Origin of the sequence: Pedobacter nyackensis (genome assembly GCF_900176505.1) — a bacterium.
In the GTDB taxonomy this organism is placed as follows: Bacteria; Bacteroidota; Bacteroidia; order Sphingobacteriales; family Sphingobacteriaceae; genus Pedobacter; species Pedobacter nyackensis.
In genome coordinates, this window is sequence record NZ_FWYB01000017.1 from 30,761 (window position 1) to 47,146 (window position 16,386).

Annotated in this window: 16 protein-coding genes; 4 read left to right on the forward strand and 12 right to left on the reverse strand. The window is 39.9% G+C overall.

Features of this window, described 5'->3' with window-relative positions; all coding sequences use genetic code 11:
• Positions 1-73 precede the first annotated feature (73 nt).
• From B9A18_RS21660 to B9A18_RS21670, 3 genes are all read left to right on the forward strand, one after another.
• A complete protein-coding gene (locus B9A18_RS21660) occupies positions 74-844 on the forward strand; it encodes a hypothetical protein (RefSeq protein ID WP_084291647.1) in 771 nt (256 codons plus the stop codon).
• Between the two features lie 80 nt (positions 845-924).
• Positions 925-2,982, forward strand: coding sequence for a polyphosphate kinase 1 (ppk1, locus tag B9A18_RS21665; protein WP_084291648.1), 2,058 nt, complete (start codon positions 925-927; stop codon positions 2,980-2,982).
• Between the two features lie 6 nt (positions 2,983-2,988).
• Positions 2,989-3,876, forward strand: coding sequence for a Ppx/GppA phosphatase family protein (locus B9A18_RS21670; protein ID WP_084291649.1), 888 nt, complete (start codon positions 2,989-2,991; stop codon positions 3,874-3,876).
• Here B9A18_RS21670 and B9A18_RS21675 read toward each other — a convergent pair.
• The 11 genes from B9A18_RS21675 to B9A18_RS21725 form a co-directional block, all read right to left on the reverse strand.
• Positions 3,863-4,333 (reverse strand): 4'-phosphopantetheinyl transferase family protein, encoded by a 471-nt coding sequence (locus tag B9A18_RS21675; RefSeq protein WP_159452720.1) that lies wholly within the window; start codon positions 4,331-4,333, stop codon positions 3,863-3,865. The two genes, B9A18_RS21670 and B9A18_RS21675, sit on opposite strands and share 14 nt — an antisense overlap.
• Positions 4,320-4,583, reverse strand: a complete 264-nt coding sequence (locus B9A18_RS21680; protein ID WP_084291651.1) for an acyl carrier protein — start codon at positions 4,581-4,583, stop codon at positions 4,320-4,322. Before B9A18_RS21680 ends, B9A18_RS21675 begins: the two co-directional genes overlap by 14 nt.
• The gene (locus tag B9A18_RS21685; protein ID WP_084291652.1) at positions 4,576-5,853 is read right to left on the reverse strand and encodes a beta-ketoacyl-[acyl-carrier-protein] synthase family protein; all 1,278 of its coding nucleotides are present in this window, start codon (positions 5,851-5,853) and stop codon (positions 4,576-4,578) included. Before B9A18_RS21685 ends, B9A18_RS21680 begins: the two co-directional genes overlap by 8 nt.
• A complete protein-coding gene (locus B9A18_RS21690) occupies positions 5,846-6,292 on the reverse strand; it encodes a 3-hydroxyacyl-ACP dehydratase FabZ family protein (protein WP_084291653.1) in 447 nt (148 codons plus the stop codon). The genes B9A18_RS21685 and B9A18_RS21690 overlap by 8 nt, the downstream gene beginning before the upstream one ends.
• A gap of 21 nt (positions 6,293-6,313) precedes the next feature.
• Complete coding sequence (locus B9A18_RS21695) at positions 6,314-7,366, reverse strand: type III polyketide synthase (protein ID WP_084291654.1); 1,053 nt, start codon at positions 7,364-7,366, stop codon at positions 6,314-6,316.
• Positions 7,363-8,079 (reverse strand): methyltransferase domain-containing protein, encoded by a 717-nt coding sequence (locus B9A18_RS21700; protein ID WP_084291655.1) that lies wholly within the window; start codon positions 8,077-8,079, stop codon positions 7,363-7,365. The genes B9A18_RS21695 and B9A18_RS21700 overlap by 4 nt, the downstream gene beginning before the upstream one ends.
• Positions 8,070-9,206 (reverse strand): NAD(P)/FAD-dependent oxidoreductase, encoded by a 1,137-nt coding sequence (locus B9A18_RS21705; RefSeq protein WP_084291656.1) that lies wholly within the window; start codon positions 9,204-9,206, stop codon positions 8,070-8,072. Before B9A18_RS21705 ends, B9A18_RS21700 begins: the two co-directional genes overlap by 10 nt.
• A gap of 86 nt (positions 9,207-9,292) precedes the next feature.
• On the reverse strand, positions 9,293-10,273 hold the full coding sequence (locus tag B9A18_RS21710; protein ID WP_084291657.1) for a PorP/SprF family type IX secretion system membrane protein: 981 nt from the start codon (positions 10,271-10,273) through the stop codon (positions 9,293-9,295).
• Between the two features lies 1 nt (position 10,274).
• Positions 10,275-11,225 carry a T9SS type B sorting domain-containing protein gene (locus tag B9A18_RS21715; RefSeq protein ID WP_084291658.1) on the reverse strand — a complete coding sequence of 317 codons (951 nt, stop codon included), beginning with the start codon at positions 11,223-11,225 and terminating at the stop codon, positions 10,275-10,277.
• Positions 11,226-11,249: 24 nt separating this feature from the next.
• Positions 11,250-11,984 carry a hypothetical protein gene (locus B9A18_RS21720; protein WP_084291659.1) on the reverse strand — a complete coding sequence of 245 codons (735 nt, stop codon included), beginning with the start codon at positions 11,982-11,984 and terminating at the stop codon, positions 11,250-11,252.
• Positions 11,985-12,019: 35 nt separating this feature from the next.
• Positions 12,020-13,420, reverse strand: coding sequence for an immunoglobulin domain-containing protein (locus B9A18_RS21725; RefSeq protein ID WP_144009577.1), 1,401 nt, complete (start codon positions 13,418-13,420; stop codon positions 12,020-12,022).
• Positions 13,421-14,050: 630 nt separating this feature from the next.
• Here B9A18_RS21725 and B9A18_RS21730 point away from each other — a divergent pair.
• Positions 14,051-14,710, forward strand: a complete 660-nt coding sequence (locus B9A18_RS21730; RefSeq protein WP_084291661.1) for a DUF6266 family protein — start codon at positions 14,051-14,053, stop codon at positions 14,708-14,710.
• Between the two features lies 1 nt (position 14,711).
• Here the strand turns inward: B9A18_RS21730 and B9A18_RS21735 are convergent, their stop codons facing one another.
• Positions 14,712-16,193, reverse strand: a complete 1,482-nt coding sequence (locus B9A18_RS21735) for a GntR family transcriptional regulator (protein ID WP_084291662.1) — start codon at positions 16,191-16,193, stop codon at positions 14,712-14,714.
• Positions 16,194-16,386: the final 193 nt, after the last annotated feature.

Consider the following 16,386-nt stretch of genomic DNA (forward strand, 5'->3'; position numbering starts at 1 on the left):
CATCATGAGTTTAAACCCTGCGAAATGCAAGGCGTACAAAGCTTAATAAATTAGAAACTTAAAAGATAAACCTATGAAAACAAGTAAGCCAAGAGTACAAAAAAAAGCCGCGAAAAAGATCATTAGAAAACAATTTGAAAAAAGCTTATCGGACAAAATCTTCGAAACGGTTAAACATGTAGGGCAGGATGCAGAGCGAATTGGAGATGAGATTGCCATGATTAGTAAGTTTGTAGCTAAGGAATTATCGAAGAAATTTCAGGATGTAAAAGCTATTGTTGGAAATAAAATTGATAAAGCTGTTGGTAAAAAGGATGTAAAAAAGGCCAAAAAGAAGGTTGGAGCTGTTAAAAAGGAAGTGAAAAAGGAGTTGGCTAAAGATGTTAAAAAAATTAAAAAGGCCGTTGAAGTGGCTAAAAAGAAGGTTAAGCCTGTATTACATAGTGTAAAGGTTGCAGCCATCGCTACTGAAGAGAAGGCTGCAATGGCACTTGCTAAACCGGTTCCCCAGGTGGTTGCTAAAGCGAAAACAGCAGCTGAAGAAGTTAAAAAGGATGTTGCTGCAGCAGTTTCAAAAACCGCGGTAAAGCCTGCGTCAGTGAAGACTCCTGTTAAAAAGGCAAGTTCGGCTGCTAAACCTGTAGTTAAAGCGATAAAACTGGCTACGAGCAAAACTGTAGCTAAGGCTCCGGCTAAAAAGGCTAGTCCTGCAGCTAAGCCTGAAGTTACAGCGGAAAAACCAGTAGCTGTTAAAGCATCTGCAAATACTACAGTAGCTAAAACGCCTGATACTTCCAAAGATGGTGTTTCAGAAGCTGTTAAAGCAGAATCGGAAAGCAAATAAGATTAAGTAGTTAAAAAGCGAATAATTGCTTGATAATTAACAATTACTTAACAATAGAATTCGCAGTTTTGAATTTGTAAATGACGAAGAAGAAGGCACCATTCCTAAACAGAGAGATCAGTTGGTTGTATTTTAATGAACGGGTTTTGCAAGAGGCAGCCGATGAGACTGTTCCCTTAATAGAACGAATCCGCTTTCTGTCTATTTTTTCGTCCAATCTAGAAGAATTTTATAGGGTCCGGGTGGCTACTTTAAGTCGCCTGGCCAATTTAAATGAAAAGGCCAAAGCTTTACTGGGATTTAACCCTAAAAAAATATTAAACGAAATTAAAAATATCGTAGTAAAGCAGGAGCGTAAGTTTGATCAGTTGTTTAAAGCTACATTGATTAATGAACTCGCGCAGAATCGGATTTTTATTCTTAATGATACGCAGTTGAACGTGGTTAGGGGAGAGTTTGTAAGAAATCATTTCCGCGACAAGATCCTGTCTAACCTGGTGCCAATCATGATCGACCTGGCGCAGCCATTCCCTGAGCTCAAAGATCGTTATCTGTACTTTTTTGTCCGCCTCTCGAGAAACGCATCTGCCAAAAGTGAAAAGTATGCACTGATTGAATTACCGCCAGATCTGCCGCGATTTCTGGTGCTGCCTGAAACCAATGGACTGAAGTTTATCATCCTGGCCGAGGACATTATCAAGTACTGTCTGGATGATATTTTTTATGTTTTTAATTACGATAACCTGGAGGCCTATTCTATACAGGTTACCCGCGATGCTGAGCTCGATATTGATAAAAATATCAGTGATAAATTTATTGATGAGTTAAAATCCAGCCTGGACAAGCGTAAAAGAGGAAAGCCAATGCGTCTGTTATACGATACGGATATGCCTTTTGAGATGCTTACCGTGTTGGTTAATAAAATGAAAATAGAGGCTGAAAGCCTTATCCCAGGCAACCAATACCATCGTTTTGGTGATTTCATAGCTTTCCCTAATGTGGGTAGTAAAGAACTTGAATATAAGCCTAATGCGCCCTTAAAGGTACATGGATTACATCGTACAGAAAGTATTTTCAATAAGCTACAGGAAAGGGATTATTTAATTAATCTCCCTTATCAATCGTACGATTACATTATTCTTTTCTTACGTGAGGCAGCCATTGATCCGAAGGTAGTTGAAATCAACATCACTTTGTATCGTCTGGCCGAGAACTCAAGGGTGGTTAATGCGCTGATCAATGCGGCAAAGAATGGTAAAAAGGTGAATTGCCTGGTAGAGCTAAAGGCCAGGTTTGATGAGCGGGCTAATATCTTCTGGACCAACAGACTGGAAGAGGAAGGAGTAAATGTAAATTACGGATTAACCGATTATAAAGTCCACTCTAAAATATGCCTGGTTAAAAGAATGGAAAAGGGTAAGGCAGTTTATTACGCTAATCTTGCCACAGGTAATTTTAACGAAAAAACAGCACGAATATACTGTGATCACAGTATATTTACCGCTAAGAAGGAAATTACTACTGATTTAATTAAGCTATTTAAAGCTTTAAATAAAAAAATGGTGGTCAAAGGTTTCAAGCACCTGATTGTTTCGCCTTTGGAAACCAGAACGAAGTTTTACACGCTGATCGATCGGGAAATCAAAAATGCAAGCCTAGGCAAACCTGCCTATATGATTTTAAAGGTAAATAGCCTTGCTGATGAAGGAATCGTTGAGAAGCTGTATGAAGCCAGTAATGCCGGAGTTAAAATAAAACTGATTGTACGGGGAATCTGCACATTAGTTCCCGGAGTACCGGAATTTAGTGAAAACATTACGGTGATCAGTATTATCGATAAGTTTCTGGAGCATGCCCGGGTATTTATTTTTGGTAATAACGGTAAAGAGGAAGTTTTCCTTTCTTCTGCAGATTTAATGAGCCGGAATTTAGAACACCGGGTTGAAGTTGGGTTTCCTGTGCTGGATCCTGAGGTAAAACAAGAAATACGGGACATTATCGACTTCCAGTTGCAGGATAATGTTAAAGCCCGGGACATCACGAAATCGAATAAAAATCAATACCACAAAAATAATCTGAAAACAAAAAACAGAGCACAGTTACAAACCTACAATTACTTAAAAAACAAACATCAATAAAAGCCAATGTTAAGATACGCTGCCATAGATATAGGTTCCAATGCGGTTAGGCTATTAATAGCCGACATCTCTAAAAATGAGGAGGGGTACAGTTTTAAAAAGAATACTTTGGTAAGGGTTCCCTTGCGGCTTGGTGATGATGCTTTTTTAGATCGTCGTATTTCTGAGCGTAAAACGGAAGATTTATTGAAGACCATGCTGGCTTTTAAAAACCTGATGGATGTGTACCATGTATCAGCCTATCTGGCTTGTGCAACTTCGGCCATGCGTGAAGCTGAGAATGGTGCTGAGATTATTAAGAAAGTAAAAGAACTAACTGATGTTGACCTTCAGATTATTGAGGGACAGCGCGAAGCCAACATCATTTATGCGAACCATATTGAAGCTAACCTCGACATCAGGAAGAGTTATCTCTACATTGATGTAGGTGGAGGTAGTACCGAATTATCTGTTTTTGTGAATAGGATACCTATTGCTTCCAAATCATTTGATATCGGAACCATTCGGATTCTGGATAATCAGGATAAGGAGGAAACATGGGAAGAGATGAGAGAATGGGTAAAGGAAAATACGAAGTCTTTAAAAAATCTGGCAGGTATTGGAACTGGGGGTAACATCAATAAGTTGTTCCGCATGTCTGATGAAAAGGATGGTATGCCATTAACCTTCTTGAAATTAAAAGCGCTTTACAATCAGCTCAATTCACATTCTCTTAAGGAGCGGATCAATATTTTTGGTTTAAATCCGGATAGGGCGGATGTAATTATACCAGCCTGCGAAATTTATATTACTTTGTTAAAGTGGACGGGGATCAAGCAGGTTTATGTGCCGAAAGTTGGTTTGGTAGATGGAATTATCAGCTTGCTGATGGAAGAGAATCTTAAAGATAAATAAGGGCCAGGTAATGGCCGTGGTGACTTACAGAAGCCGGATGGGTGCTTCTGTATGAGTTATCGAACTCATTATAATCACTAATTTTAGGGTTTATGTCTTTTAATACACTGGCTTTCTCGGATGCGATGGTATGGATATAGTTTTGGGCTATGCTGCTCTGACTATAAAACACTTTGCCCTCGTAAAATAAATCTCCGGAGGCAGTTTCATCATGCAGAATCAAGTTGTTGCAACAAATCAAGGTGGGAGCAAAGGTTCTGAATTTTGTCTCCCTTGAATAGGCCTTGTAAGCCGCTTCCTTCATGGTCCACATGAGCCATACCATTATTTGGGGGTCTTTTGCTACCTGGATATGAAACCTTTCGGCTGTGGTGAAAATCTTTTCCAGGTAACCAGTTCTGGCCCAATTGCTTTCTTTTGCAGCAATACTTAAATCAACAATATCATTCCCTATCAAGTGCTTTAAGTTTTGACTCAATAATCGTTACAGTTTCGTTTACATTCAGCATTTTCGCCATCTCCAGATTATCAATCTCAATATCAAACTCTTCTTCAACATCTAGGATCACATCTACCAGGTTGGCCGAATTGATCTTAAGGTCATTGATGAAATCTGTTGTTTGATTGATCTTTGCTAAAGCCTCTTTGTCGTGGGTGTATGGAGCAACAATTTCTTTCAGTTTTGCTATGAGTTTTTCTCTATCCATTGTAGTACTTTTTAAAGATAATGCAGGCATTCACATCACCAAACCCAAAACTTGCCTTAGCTAATATATCAATGTTTTGATGAATTATTTGCTTTGTTATTTTATTTTTATTTACCAGTTCAGCTATTTCCGGGTGGAGATCTTCGCAGTTTACCGAAGGGAAGATAAAACCTTGCTGTAATTGTAGTACTGATGCTACACATTCGATACTTCCTGCGGCACTTAAACAGTGTCCGGTCATTGATTTTAAGCTGTTTATATAGGGGAAGTTCTCGGCTGACCGGTTCAAAGCTATAGCCCAGTTTTGTATTTCCAGTGCGTCTTTTGCTGTTGCTGTGAGGTGGCCATTAATAACATTAATATCCCAGGTGTTGATACCCGAGTTTTGTACGGCTGCCTGTATGCAGCGTTGTACGGCAATGGAGTTTGGAGCGGTCATACTACCGCTACCACGTTGTCCGCCTGAGTTGAGGTGTCCACCCAATATTTCGGCATAGATTTTTGCTCCACGAGCCAGTGCGCTTTCCAGCGACTCAATTACCAATGCAGCTGCACCACTTCCGGGCACAAAACCGCTGGCGCTGCTACTCATTGGCCGCGAGCCCTTTTCCGGCTCCTCGTTGTGTTTAAAGGTACATACCTTCATCGCATCGAAGCCGCCCCAGATATAGGGGCCACTGTCGCTCGTACTCCCTGCAAGCATTCTTTTAGCCTGACCACTTTTAACGCGCTCATAGGCCATTAAAATGCTTTCTGTGCCCGTTGTACAAGCCGATGAGTTGCTGCTTACCTGGTTGCCTAATCCAAGCTTTCCGCCCAGGTAAGCGCTGATACCGCTGGCCATGGTTTGTATCACCGCAGTACTGCCCAGTTTACGTACCAGCAACTCATCGACCATATAAATGGCTTCCCTGAATTTATCAATGCCCGATGTGCCTGCGCCAAATATGGTCCCACTGTCCCAGTCGGGCTCTTCTTCATTAGCAATGGTTAGCCCGGCATCTTGCCAGGCATCCATACCGGCAATAATGCCATATAGAATGCCAGTGCTATTAAAGTTTCTCCGTTCTAAATCAGTGAGGTACTGGGCAATCAGTTCATCAGATAATTCCGGCTTTCCGGCAATCTGACAGGAAAATTGTAGTCTTTCCAACTCCGGATCGTGTTTGATGCCAGAAACACCATTTTTAATGGCCTCCGTAAATGCAGTTAGTCCAACTCCATTTGGTGCAACAACACCCATTCCGGTTATGACTACACGTTTATCCATTCATTTTGTTGGTTACCATACCGGCAATGGTACCTTTGCAAACTACCTCTCCGGCAGCATTGGTCATCTGTACAGTACAGTTTAGTTTTTTAAACCTGAAATATACTTTTTGAGCAGTTACCGTTACTTTTTCTCCCGGAAAAACAGGTTTCATAAAGTCGATAGCTGTAGATGTTAGCATAACGTGACCAGGCATTCCACCTTCAGCATTTCCAGATAAGTAAATACCCAGGCAAACCAGTCCGATTTGTGCCATGGTTTCTGTTAAAATTACCCCTGGTGTAACCGGATGATCTTTAAAGTGACCTTTATAGAAGTCTAGTTCCGGATCAAAGGTGTAAGAACCTTTAACGCCGTTTTCATCAATTTCATCCAGTTCGTCGACAAATAAAAATGGTTTCGTGTAAGGTAAATGGGATAAGATATCTGCTTTTTTCATGTTGTATTTTTTAATTGTTGTTTACCATTTTAAAAGAATTCTTTGTGCCGAGAAGCCTGGTCCGAAACTTAGCATCAGGCCTAGCTCTCCGCTTCGAATTGGCTTTGCCATATAGCGTTCCAGCACATAAAGTACGGTGGCGCTCGACATGTTTCCGTATTCTCTTAAAATGTTTTTAGTCTCATTTATATTTTTGCCTAAATTACCAAATAAGGCTTCAACTGTTTCAATAATTTTTTTTCCTCCCGGATGAAAGATCAGATGATCTATCTCTTCAATTGTGTATCCGTTTTTTTTCAGAAAAGGGTGTATGATATCAGGGAAATGCTGTTCTATGTTTTCTGGGACGGAGATATCAAGTACCATTTTTAAGCCCTTGTTGGTCAGGTTAAAACCCATCATGGGAATGGCATCATAAAAGTGATACATCTCTTCGGCAATCATTTCCGGGCCTTCTTCTCCTTCTAAAGAAGAGAGGAGAACACATGCTGCCCCATCTCCAAAAATGGCCGCACTAACGATATTGGTCATCGAATAATCGTCGAGCTGAAAGGTTGCTGTTGGTGATTCCACAGCTATTACGGCAGCGCGTTTGCCTGGATTTGCTTTTAAAAAGTTCTTCGCGTAGATCATTCCTGATATTCCGGCGGCACAGCCCATCTCTGTTACCGGAAGGCGTACGATATCCTGTCGCAGGTTTAATGCATTGATTAGGTAGGCATCCATGGATGGAATCATGATTCCTGTGCAACTTACCGTAATGAGGTAATCCAGATCTTGCGGTTTCCAGTCTGCTTTTTCCAGGGCGAGTCGTAAACATTCGGTACCTAATTTTATGCCTTCCCTGATGTAGATGTTGTTTTTTTCTTCAAATGAGCTTCGGTTAAACACTTCTTCTGGCGACATAATTGAGTACCTTTTATCAACCGCTGCCTGTTCAAATATGAGTTTCACCTTTTTTATAAACCGCGGTTCCTGATCCTCTAGCCAAACATCCAGAAAGGGGAGAATCTCGGCTGTGGGCCTCGAATATTGTGGTTCAAGCCTGGTAACTGTTTTAATTTTTACGCTCATATCGTATTAATTATCCATTGGTATCGGAAGGCCCATTTCCATTTCAGGAGATAAGAATTAATGTTCAGTTCCTGTGATAAAGTCTCAAGTTCAGATTTTTTAAAGCCTCTTAAAATGGAAACCAATCCGTCTTCCCTTGACATATGGTTAAGTCTGAAAACAAAGCATAAGGCTAAAAATAGATAACAGGCTAGTGCGCTTCTGTGTAGGTCATTAACTACGATACCTAATGCCGACTGTTTTTTAAAACCATTCATAAGCGTTCTGATCTCATCATCCCTAAAATGATGTAATGTCAATGTACAGAGAATAACATCGTAAATCTCATCTTGTTTAATTTCTTCGAAAATATCTACACATCTGTAGCTAATATTGGCGTATGCAGTTGATAATTGCTGTGCGTGTTTAACTGTAAATTTGTTGGCATCAATGCCAATCAACTTGAAATCCAATTGGTTTTTTAAGGCATAGTCGGCCAGCACGCGTAGCATATCGCCATTACCACAACCTACATCTAAAATGGTTATAGTTGTATGCCCATGTGCTTTTGCTTTCAGTAGCCATTTTAATCCCTGAAGCGTAACTTTATTGCCTCCTAATAACCTGTTGATATGTGCGATTTTATCAAGTGCGTCCCTTAATATTTCTCCTTCTAAATTGAAGTCGTCCATAATTTCCGGTGCATCGCTTCTTTTGCTGGTGTCTATTCGCATACAATGGGTTTTCCGTGGGTCATTTTAACAATTAGTGGCAGTACCGATGGGAAAGTAATTAACAGCTGCTGCATTGGTTTGAATAATCTGTCTTTTCTGATCAATCGGGATAAGAAGTTGCCCATCAGCAGACGGGTTTTAAAAATGCTATTCCATCTTTTTATATATTCCTGTTCTAATAGATTTCTGGAGGCAATACCCCCGTTTAAGTACGTTATGATGAGTTCTGCACAAATTTTGGCACTGTGGATGGCCATAGCCATTCCATTGCCGCATAGCGGATGAATCAGACCTGCGGTATCACCAATCATTAAGATATGATCTTGTACCGCCTCTTTTTTTTCAAAAGAGATTTGACTGATGGTTAAGGGCTGTTCAAAAAGCATGGTGCTGTGCTCCAGGATACTTTCCAGTTCTGGGTTTTTGCAGAGCACATTTTTCTGAAAGTCATTGATATGTTTATGCGCTTTAAAGCTTTCGTAATCTGCCAGGTAACAAATATTGATATGGTCGTTTTCTACTTTTGATACGCCGCAATATCCGCCTTTAAAACTGTGGAGGGCTACCAGATCGTCTGGAAAATTACCGTTGTAATGTGCTTTTACAGCTAGCCATGGTGATTTTTTTAAAATAAAGGGACGAGACAGTTTCTGGTCTATGGCCGATCTTTTTCCATAAGCGCCTATGACTAAATGGCTATTTAATATGCCGTGCTTGTCGGTGCTTAGCTCAAAGTTGTTGTCTTTAAATTGGATGCTTGTAACGCGGTCGGTAATGATAACGCAGCCCTTTTGTAGTGCCTTTTGGTAAAGGAAATGATCCAAAGTAAAGCGGCTTAAACCAAAGCCCCCAAGTGGTAAATCGCAGTTGATACTTTTTCCAGTACTGGATGAGACTGTCAGTTTTTTTATAATGCTTGGGCTAAGCGACAGTGGATCTGCATCCAGCCATTGCAAATAAGGGAGTACCTCATTTGATAGATACTCACCGCAGACCTTATGGTGTGGATAGGTACTTTTTTCTATTAACGTGACTTCTAAATTTGCTTTTCGTAAATGGAGTGCAGCTGATAATCCGGCTAAGCCGCCACCAACAATAACGATACTGCGTTTAGATTCTGTAGCCATTGATTTAAGCCTTGTGTAATAAATATACGTAAATCGAAGGGGAAATCGATTAATTGGGTGTTAATGGTTGTTGGAATAAAATGGCCTTAAAAATCATAACACCTCTGTTGTCGGTTTTTTCTGGCTTCTTTGCGATTGATGTAAAAACCTGCGGAGATTTCATGACTACCGTAGTTGTAATTGCGGAGTTTATTGAGAGCGTAATCATAAGAATATCCGATTCTTATGTTTTGCGTAGCAAAGACCTCAAATATGGCGCCTATAGCGTTCTGTCTAGAGGAGTTGCTTTGTTGGTAATCCTTTTTGTAAAAATCGAAGGAAGTACGATAGAAAACACCTATCGAGATGCTTTTTTTTAAGAGCACAAAAGCATTTAAATCTAATGAAGAAGGTCCCTTGGTATCATCTTTAATTAAAATTACGGGTTTAATTTGCATGTCTTCATTCAAAGGGAATAAGGCACCGGCAGTAAAATAAAAGTGGGGTTGTGGAACTGGTACTAGTCTCGACTCGGTATTCTTTTTTGACATATATTTCGCCAACACATTGGTTGCGGAGAAACCGACAAAATAGTTTTTATTTGCATAGTAGACGCCAAAACGAGCATCGGGGAGCGTATTGGTTTGTGAACCTTGTGGGATCAGTTCATCGCCCGGTGTGTAGTTATCTAATTTATTGCCATCAAGCCCCAGTTGCATTATACCCGCTGCTATCCCAAAAGCGAGTTGTGAGGATTCATCACCCATTCTAATGCGGTAGGCATAATTTGCATACGCAGTAAGGTAGCTTTGTGCGCCTAGCTGATCATTTGAAAGGATTATTCCTAAACCAACATTCCCGTCGTTAAATGCTCCATCTGCTGCAATAGAAAAGCTTTTTGGCGCGCCTTTAATGCCTTCCCATTGTGATCGGTAGAAAGACTGTATATAGATATCGTCCTTATAACCAGCGTATGCCGGATTGATATGGATGGCATTAAACAGGTACTGGGTAAATTGGCTGTCTTGTTGTGCTTTGACGCCGGATATCATACCTGTTATGAAAATTGTGAGTATAAATTTCTTCATATTATTTGCTGCGGAGTATGGTTAGAAATCCTTTATAAACTTCCCATTTGTTTGCTGCAGTTTTTACTTTCAGCAGGTAGTAATAAGTCCCTTCACTAAGCCCTGTGGCTCCCCAGTCGTTTCTATAACTTTTCTTGTCATAGACAGTTCCTCCCCAGCGGTTTACGATGGTCAATTCATTCGCTTCATACAGTTCCAGTCCTGGTATTTCGAAGGTGTCGTTTAGCCCATCGCCATTAGGTGTAAAAACATTGGGGATGATTATTCCTGCTATTGATTTACTATCTATAGCCGTATTGTTGTTTTTATCCGGGTCTGTTTCGAGTGCGGTAACGGTAGCTGTATTTCTAATGATACCAGCTTTAATGGCTTTTACTTTGATTTTTAAAGCAGTAGTTTCTCCGTTATTGAGTTTGTCAATTTCCCATAAAATGGTTTTACTACCCTGGTTGTAGCTGGCGAAGCCTAAATTGGGAGTAATTAATTGTTCGAAGTTTAGCTCTTCAGGAAGTATATCCTGGACTTTAATCATGGTGGCATTACTTGCACCGTTGTTTTTTACGCGTATCAGGTATTCAAAAGTTTCGTTGATGGCTACTGATCTCGATTCTGAATTTTTATTGATTATCAGATCAGCCGTAAGTATTGTCGTTGGTCCTGTACTTACGATTAAAGCAGCTGATATGTCGGATGCACATCCTTCAGTATTAAATGAGATAACGGTATAAATGCCTGGTAGCAAAATGTTGTATTCTGCTGATGTGGCACCTGTAATGGCGGTGCCGTCTTTTATCCATTGATAAGTTGTTGCGTTAACAGAACTGGCTTTGGCCTTAAGTGATCCCCCGGGCTGAAGGATTACTGTCTGGCTAGAACCATTAGCTTGCGCAAAGCCTGCCGTTGCGCTAAGCAACAGCAAACTCGACACAAAACTTATTTTTCTGTTAAACATGAACAATCTCAGATAAGATCTTAACTAGTTCGAAGCAATTCCAATTGTAGGTCTGCCCGGAGCCGCGGTTATTACTACAGTTTTCTTAGTAGATTCTGTTGCCCCACAGTCTTTAATTTTATAGGTAGCTTTTACATAATAGTCAAGTGAACCTACAGTTGTTCCTGTTGATACAGTATAGCTATTGGTCGTATTACCTAGAGATACTTCTGGGTCAGTCGATTTTTTAGAAAACCATTGGTAGTTTACTGCAAATGTTTGCGTTACACCTGTTCCAGAAGCATTTGAAGCGGTAAGAACCATGTCTTCCGAAGCATTTGTACAGGCAGCAAGGTCTCCCGTATTTGAAAGGGTTACAATAGGAGTTGGTAATACATACACCAATTGTTCGAAGATCTCAGAACATTGGGTTGTGGTATTTGTTGCTCTCAGTTTATATATATAATATCCAGCGGCTGTTAAATTTGAAGCAGGATCAACTAATGTTCCTGTGTTAGCAGGTAGGTTGTCTCCCGCAAGTGCTGTTACGCCATCTGTTGATTTATGTCTGGTTAGCCAAACATAATCTGTTCCGGCATCTGTATTTGATAAGGTGAGATCAACACTTTTTCCCATGCAAATCACCTGATTTAAGTTTGACATGTTCGCATTGGCGAAATCACCTATTGCCGTGATGTCTGTTTGAGCCGAAGCTTGAGAAAATACCCCTGTAATGATGCAGATTAATGCTGTTTTGAGAATTGTAGATTTTGTTTTCATGTTATTTGGATTTGTTTTTGAAATCGATTTATTGTCTAGTTTGAATTAACATTTACTAATGGATGAGAGGGAATAGGGTAAATACTTACTATTACCTCATTGCTTTCTGATGAACAGACAACTCCATTAAGTGTAGCCGTTGCTATTCTTTTGTAATAGGTTTTCTGGGTAAGGTTGACGTTCTCTGTATAGGTGAGGCTTGTAGCACCATTTATATTGGTATAATTGGTGTTGTCAACTGATGACTTTTGCCATTGATAGGTAACGTTGTTACCTGTGCCATCTAAAGTGCTGGTGATGACAAGGGGTTTAGTCCCAGAGCAAATTGATTGATTGGTGGCAATTGTACCCCCGGTAACAGAATTTACGGTAGCAGTTACTTGAGTTCTTGTTGCGCTTGGACATCCAGTAGCGGTAATGATTGATTCTACATAATAGTCTGTTGTTGTAGTTAAAGCGGGGGTCAAATAACTGGTTCCGGTATTAAAGCTAGTACCTCCCGATGAAGAATTGTACCATTTATAGGTGTAATTAACATCAGGGGAATTAACTGATAGATTTGTTGTAGTTCCGCTACAGATAGTTGTACTTGTAATATTAGGGATGGAGGGAAGAGGATTTACGGTAATCGTAATTGGAACACGAATGGATGAAAAGCTAGCGTCGTTAGCTTCGACATAATAGGTATAAGTTGTTTGAGTTGATGGAGTTGGAGGTGTTATACTAGAACCGGTGTGTGATACTGTCCCTCCTGTAGCCGCACTCCACCATTTGTACGTATAACCTGCTTGTGCATTAGTTACATTAACAGATTGACCACCGCATATAATAGGGGTGCTGAGTATAGGAGGGGCTATATAGAAGCCATGAAATACTTGTAAATTTCCTGTTCCTAATATAAGACTTGCATCTATAGTTAATACAACAGAGTTGAAACTCGAATTACCGGCAATTATGGCATACTTGGTCGCATCAACATCTGTTAAACCAGACCGGGTAGTGGTTATTGAGGAACCAGAAATGGAAGTCATTGAGCCTGAAGTTGCACCCGAATAAGCCGAAACACTCCCGCCGCCTCCTAATAATAATCCCAATAGAGAACCGGATAATGTTCCATCGATTTTTACATAAACTTTAGTGTCTTTAGGTAAAGGACTAGATGGGTTAGTGGTGTTAAGAAACTTGAGTTGGATAGTTGCATCCGCAGCTCCAAGTGCAGTAGTTACACTTAAATTTGCATAATTGATATCTGGAGCCCCAGTTGAATTTTCCGGAGTGACAACTGATGAACTAGCTAATGCAACTGCTGATTTTGTCCAACCATATTCATCAGCATATATCCTTTGCCCCTTAACTTCAAACACACCTCCAACCATTACTAGGAATAGTAATAGAAAGCTGTAAGTGTAGATGTTTTTAAGTCCGTATGAGAGCATTGGCATGTAACTAAAAATCCCAGTTTAAACGATTGTGCTCTTAATTATTTATTCCCTAATAGTAAAACTAGAGTACAGGAAGGGTTTATTTATTATTCATGTTGTTCAGTTTAACTATAGGTTGGCAAAATCTGAATCGGGTAATGTCTGGATATTTGCCTGTTTTTCCGCTGAAATTTCGTCTATTCAGTGTTTTGCTCTATCTTTTGGATGGTTTGTTCATTTTGTTCATTGCTGAGGTTGTTTGAAGGAAGAAACCGGCGTTCGAAAGTTATTTAAGTCTAGAGGAATCTCAGCGTCTTTATTGTTGTAAAATTGCCTTGATAGTTATTTGTCTATATGGTTTGTAACGAGTTATCTCTGTTGTAGAATTCTTGTGCGTGTCGGTAGCCTTTTGAAGATGCGAGCACTTGATCAGGGTATGATACAGTTTGGTCTGGGACTATAATTTCTTTTGCTATCCTTTTGCTTTCCTTTTGCTCCTCTTTTGCTATCCTTTTGCTCAAGCAAGATATAAGCAGATTAAGAGCAGTTTAGGGACAAGATTTTTACAAAAGAAAACATACACTTTGGTCGTTCTGTGCTTAACTTAGAGTAAAGGGTAATAACGCTCTTGTTAAACAATTATTTATGGCTAGATTGAAAAATGGCATTTTAGGCCCACTAATTGGAAAAATTGCCAACCTCGTAGGTTACGTTAGACTAGGTCAACCCGTGATTCGAATGGAAGCACGAAAACGCAAAAAGAAAAGAGTAAGATCTGATGCTCAGAAAGCAGTGAATTTGAGATTTAAAATTGTTAAATCGTTTATCGCTGTGATTAGCGGTTTCATCAATGTTGGTTATAAATTGGATGTTGCCGGAACCACAAAAATTCCGGAAAACAATGCCGTTTCCTATCACATCAATGAAGCCGTTACAGGCACATATCCCGACCTGGTGCTGGATTATTCCAAAGTGCTGATTAGTAGAGGTAAGCTGTCGGGACCTCTAAATCCTACTGTTGAGCTGGAAGGCGATGTTTTAAAGTTTAAATGGGATGTTGATCCAAAATCGGATTGGAAGCGGAAGAGAGATCAGGTGATGCTCCTGGCATATAAAACAGCTACTCACGAATCAGATTATATAGTCAGCGGCGCGCGGAGATTTGAAGGAGAAGACGAGCTACGCGTTCAAATAGCCCGTCATAAAAATCGGAAAGATGATTTTCTGGAAACTTACATGGCCTTTATCTCCGATGATAGACAAAGTATTTCCAATAGCGTGTACGTAGGAAGGGTAGCGGTTTAAACTAGGTAATGTTTAAACCTTTAATAACCTGATTTAGCATTTTGGCACCGCCTTCGGCCTCATGGATGTCGAAGGCGCCAAAACCCAACATCATATGGTTTACCTTTTTGTTAGTTTTTTTATTGTTGGGATGGTAAGGCACGGGAATACCCATTTGGTCGACTCTTTCGAGTACCATATTCAGGTCAATGCTGTTGTGGAATTTTAGCCAGAAGGTTAATCCGTATTCTGGGATTTCATAGGTTATATACTTATCAAGGTGGTTGTTGAGGATGATATGCAGCTCATCGCGATATGTTTTTGATTTTATCCGGACCTTTCTGGAGTATTCTGCCAGATCTCCGTTTTTGATCATTTCTGCAATTGCTTTTTCTTTAATGATGTCCCTGTTTTCGATGGATTGAGCAGGTAAGGATTGCAGTTCATTGATAAACTGTACAGAAGCTACGATTAAGCGGAGGGATTGTGTTTCCGGGCTGGCCTTGCTCAAGGTACCCATGTAAACCACATAACCATTATGGTTGTAGCAGGCCAGGGGTTTGTAGGGTTGGGAACCGTACCAGAATTCGTGATCGTCTTCTTCTTCAATAATACATATTCGGTATCTTTTAGCGAGGTCAACCAATCTTTGACAGTCCTCTGGGTTGAGTGAAAAACTTTCCGGAAAGCTACATTGTGGTCTGATATGAAGGGCTCGTATGGATGTGCCATATTCCAACATTTGCTCAATTCTTTCAATAAAATCGTCTGAATTGCGGTCAAGGTTGTAAACTATAGCTTCATACTTTACAATCGCTTTGGTTAGTGTTGTATCATGTGGTGTGGTATTTATGATGATATCGCCTTTGGTAAGCAGGATGTTAAAAACCCTTTCCAGACAGTTTTTTCTACCCTTAATGATATCCAGCATATTGTACTGTAAACCAAAATCCCGTTTACGGTTTAAATGCTCAACTACAGCATCTTTTAACTCGCGACCATTGTAAGCGCTAAATAACTCCGCCTGGCTTAAATTTCTGCTTGTTTCGCGATAGTAGTTATAATATTCTGCAAATCTTTCTTCAGGGAATTGGGAGGGGCTGGGGAAATCTGCACCAACACTGCTATATGGCAGATGGTCTTCTTCATGTCTGATTAGAAATTCCGATCTTTCACTTAGATTGGTAAAACCAGCAGGAAAATGATGCGTAAAACCTGAGTTTCTATTTGGAACTTTTATTGTTGGATTGCTTTCTGATATGATAGTGCCAGAGCCGAGCTGACTGCTTAACCAGTTGTTGTTTGTTAGTCTGTTGTAAGCTCTCCTGACTGAGCTTTCTCCAACGTCATTTAGCTTTGCTAATTCTCTGTAGGGGGGGACCGGATCACCGGGCTGTAAGGATGCTGACAAAACAGCATTAATGATAAATTCTTCGATTTGGCTGGTACATTTATTTTTGTCCAGGTCTGGAATCAGCCAATTAATGGTGTAATTCTTTTTCATTGGTGAAAGCGTTGTTTTTTGATTTAATTTTTAGCTAAACAAATGTAAATTAAAAGATTATAAAAACAATAGCAAAACCTATTCGTTAACAAAAAATTAAATCCTATTGGATTAACTCCGTTTAATCAATAGAAATTTAAATAGTTTTGCTTTTCAAATATGGGCTATGAATGCGAAGTATACTAGTATCAGA

Coding starts and splice junctions, on each gene's coding strand:
- B9A18_RS21710 (WP_084291657.1), bottom strand. CDS start 10,273: ATGAAGAAATTTATACTCACAATTTTCATAACAGGTATGATATCCGGC.
- B9A18_RS21690 (WP_084291653.1), bottom strand. CDS start 6,292: ATGAAAAAAGCAGATATCTTATCCCATTTACCTTACACGAAACCATTT.
- B9A18_RS21700 (WP_084291655.1), bottom strand. CDS start 8,079: ATGCGAATAGACACCAGCAAAAGAAGCGATGCACCGGAAATTATGGAC.
- B9A18_RS21660 (WP_084291647.1), top strand. CDS start 74: ATGAAAACAAGTAAGCCAAGAGTACAAAAAAAAGCCGCGAAAAAGATC.
- B9A18_RS21695 (WP_084291654.1), bottom strand. CDS start 7,366: ATGAGCGTAAAAATTAAAACAGTTACCAGGCTTGAACCACAATATTCG.
- B9A18_RS21730 (WP_084291661.1), top strand. CDS start 14,051: ATGGCTAGATTGAAAAATGGCATTTTAGGCCCACTAATTGGAAAAATT.
- B9A18_RS21680 (WP_084291651.1), bottom strand. CDS start 4,583: ATGGATAGAGAAAAACTCATAGCAAAACTGAAAGAAATTGTTGCTCCA.
- B9A18_RS21720 (WP_084291659.1), bottom strand. CDS start 11,984: ATGAAAACAAAATCTACAATTCTCAAAACAGCATTAATCTGCATCATT.
- B9A18_RS21715 (WP_084291658.1), bottom strand. CDS start 11,225: ATGTTTAACAGAAAAATAAGTTTTGTGTCGAGTTTGCTGTTGCTTAGC.
- B9A18_RS21735 (WP_084291662.1), bottom strand. CDS start 16,193: ATGAAAAAGAATTACACCATTAATTGGCTGATTCCAGACCTGGACAAA.
- B9A18_RS21685 (WP_084291652.1), bottom strand. CDS start 5,853: ATGGATAAACGTGTAGTCATAACCGGAATGGGTGTTGTTGCACCAAAT.
- B9A18_RS21725 (WP_144009577.1), bottom strand. CDS start 13,420: ATGCTCTCATACGGACTTAAAAACATCTACACTTACAGCTTTCTATTA.
- ppk1 (WP_084291648.1), top strand. CDS start 925: ATGACGAAGAAGAAGGCACCATTCCTAAACAGAGAGATCAGTTGGTTG.
- B9A18_RS21705 (WP_084291656.1), bottom strand. CDS start 9,206: ATGGCTACAGAATCTAAACGCAGTATCGTTATTGTTGGTGGCGGCTTA.
- B9A18_RS21670 (WP_084291649.1), top strand. CDS start 2,989: ATGTTAAGATACGCTGCCATAGATATAGGTTCCAATGCGGTTAGGCTA.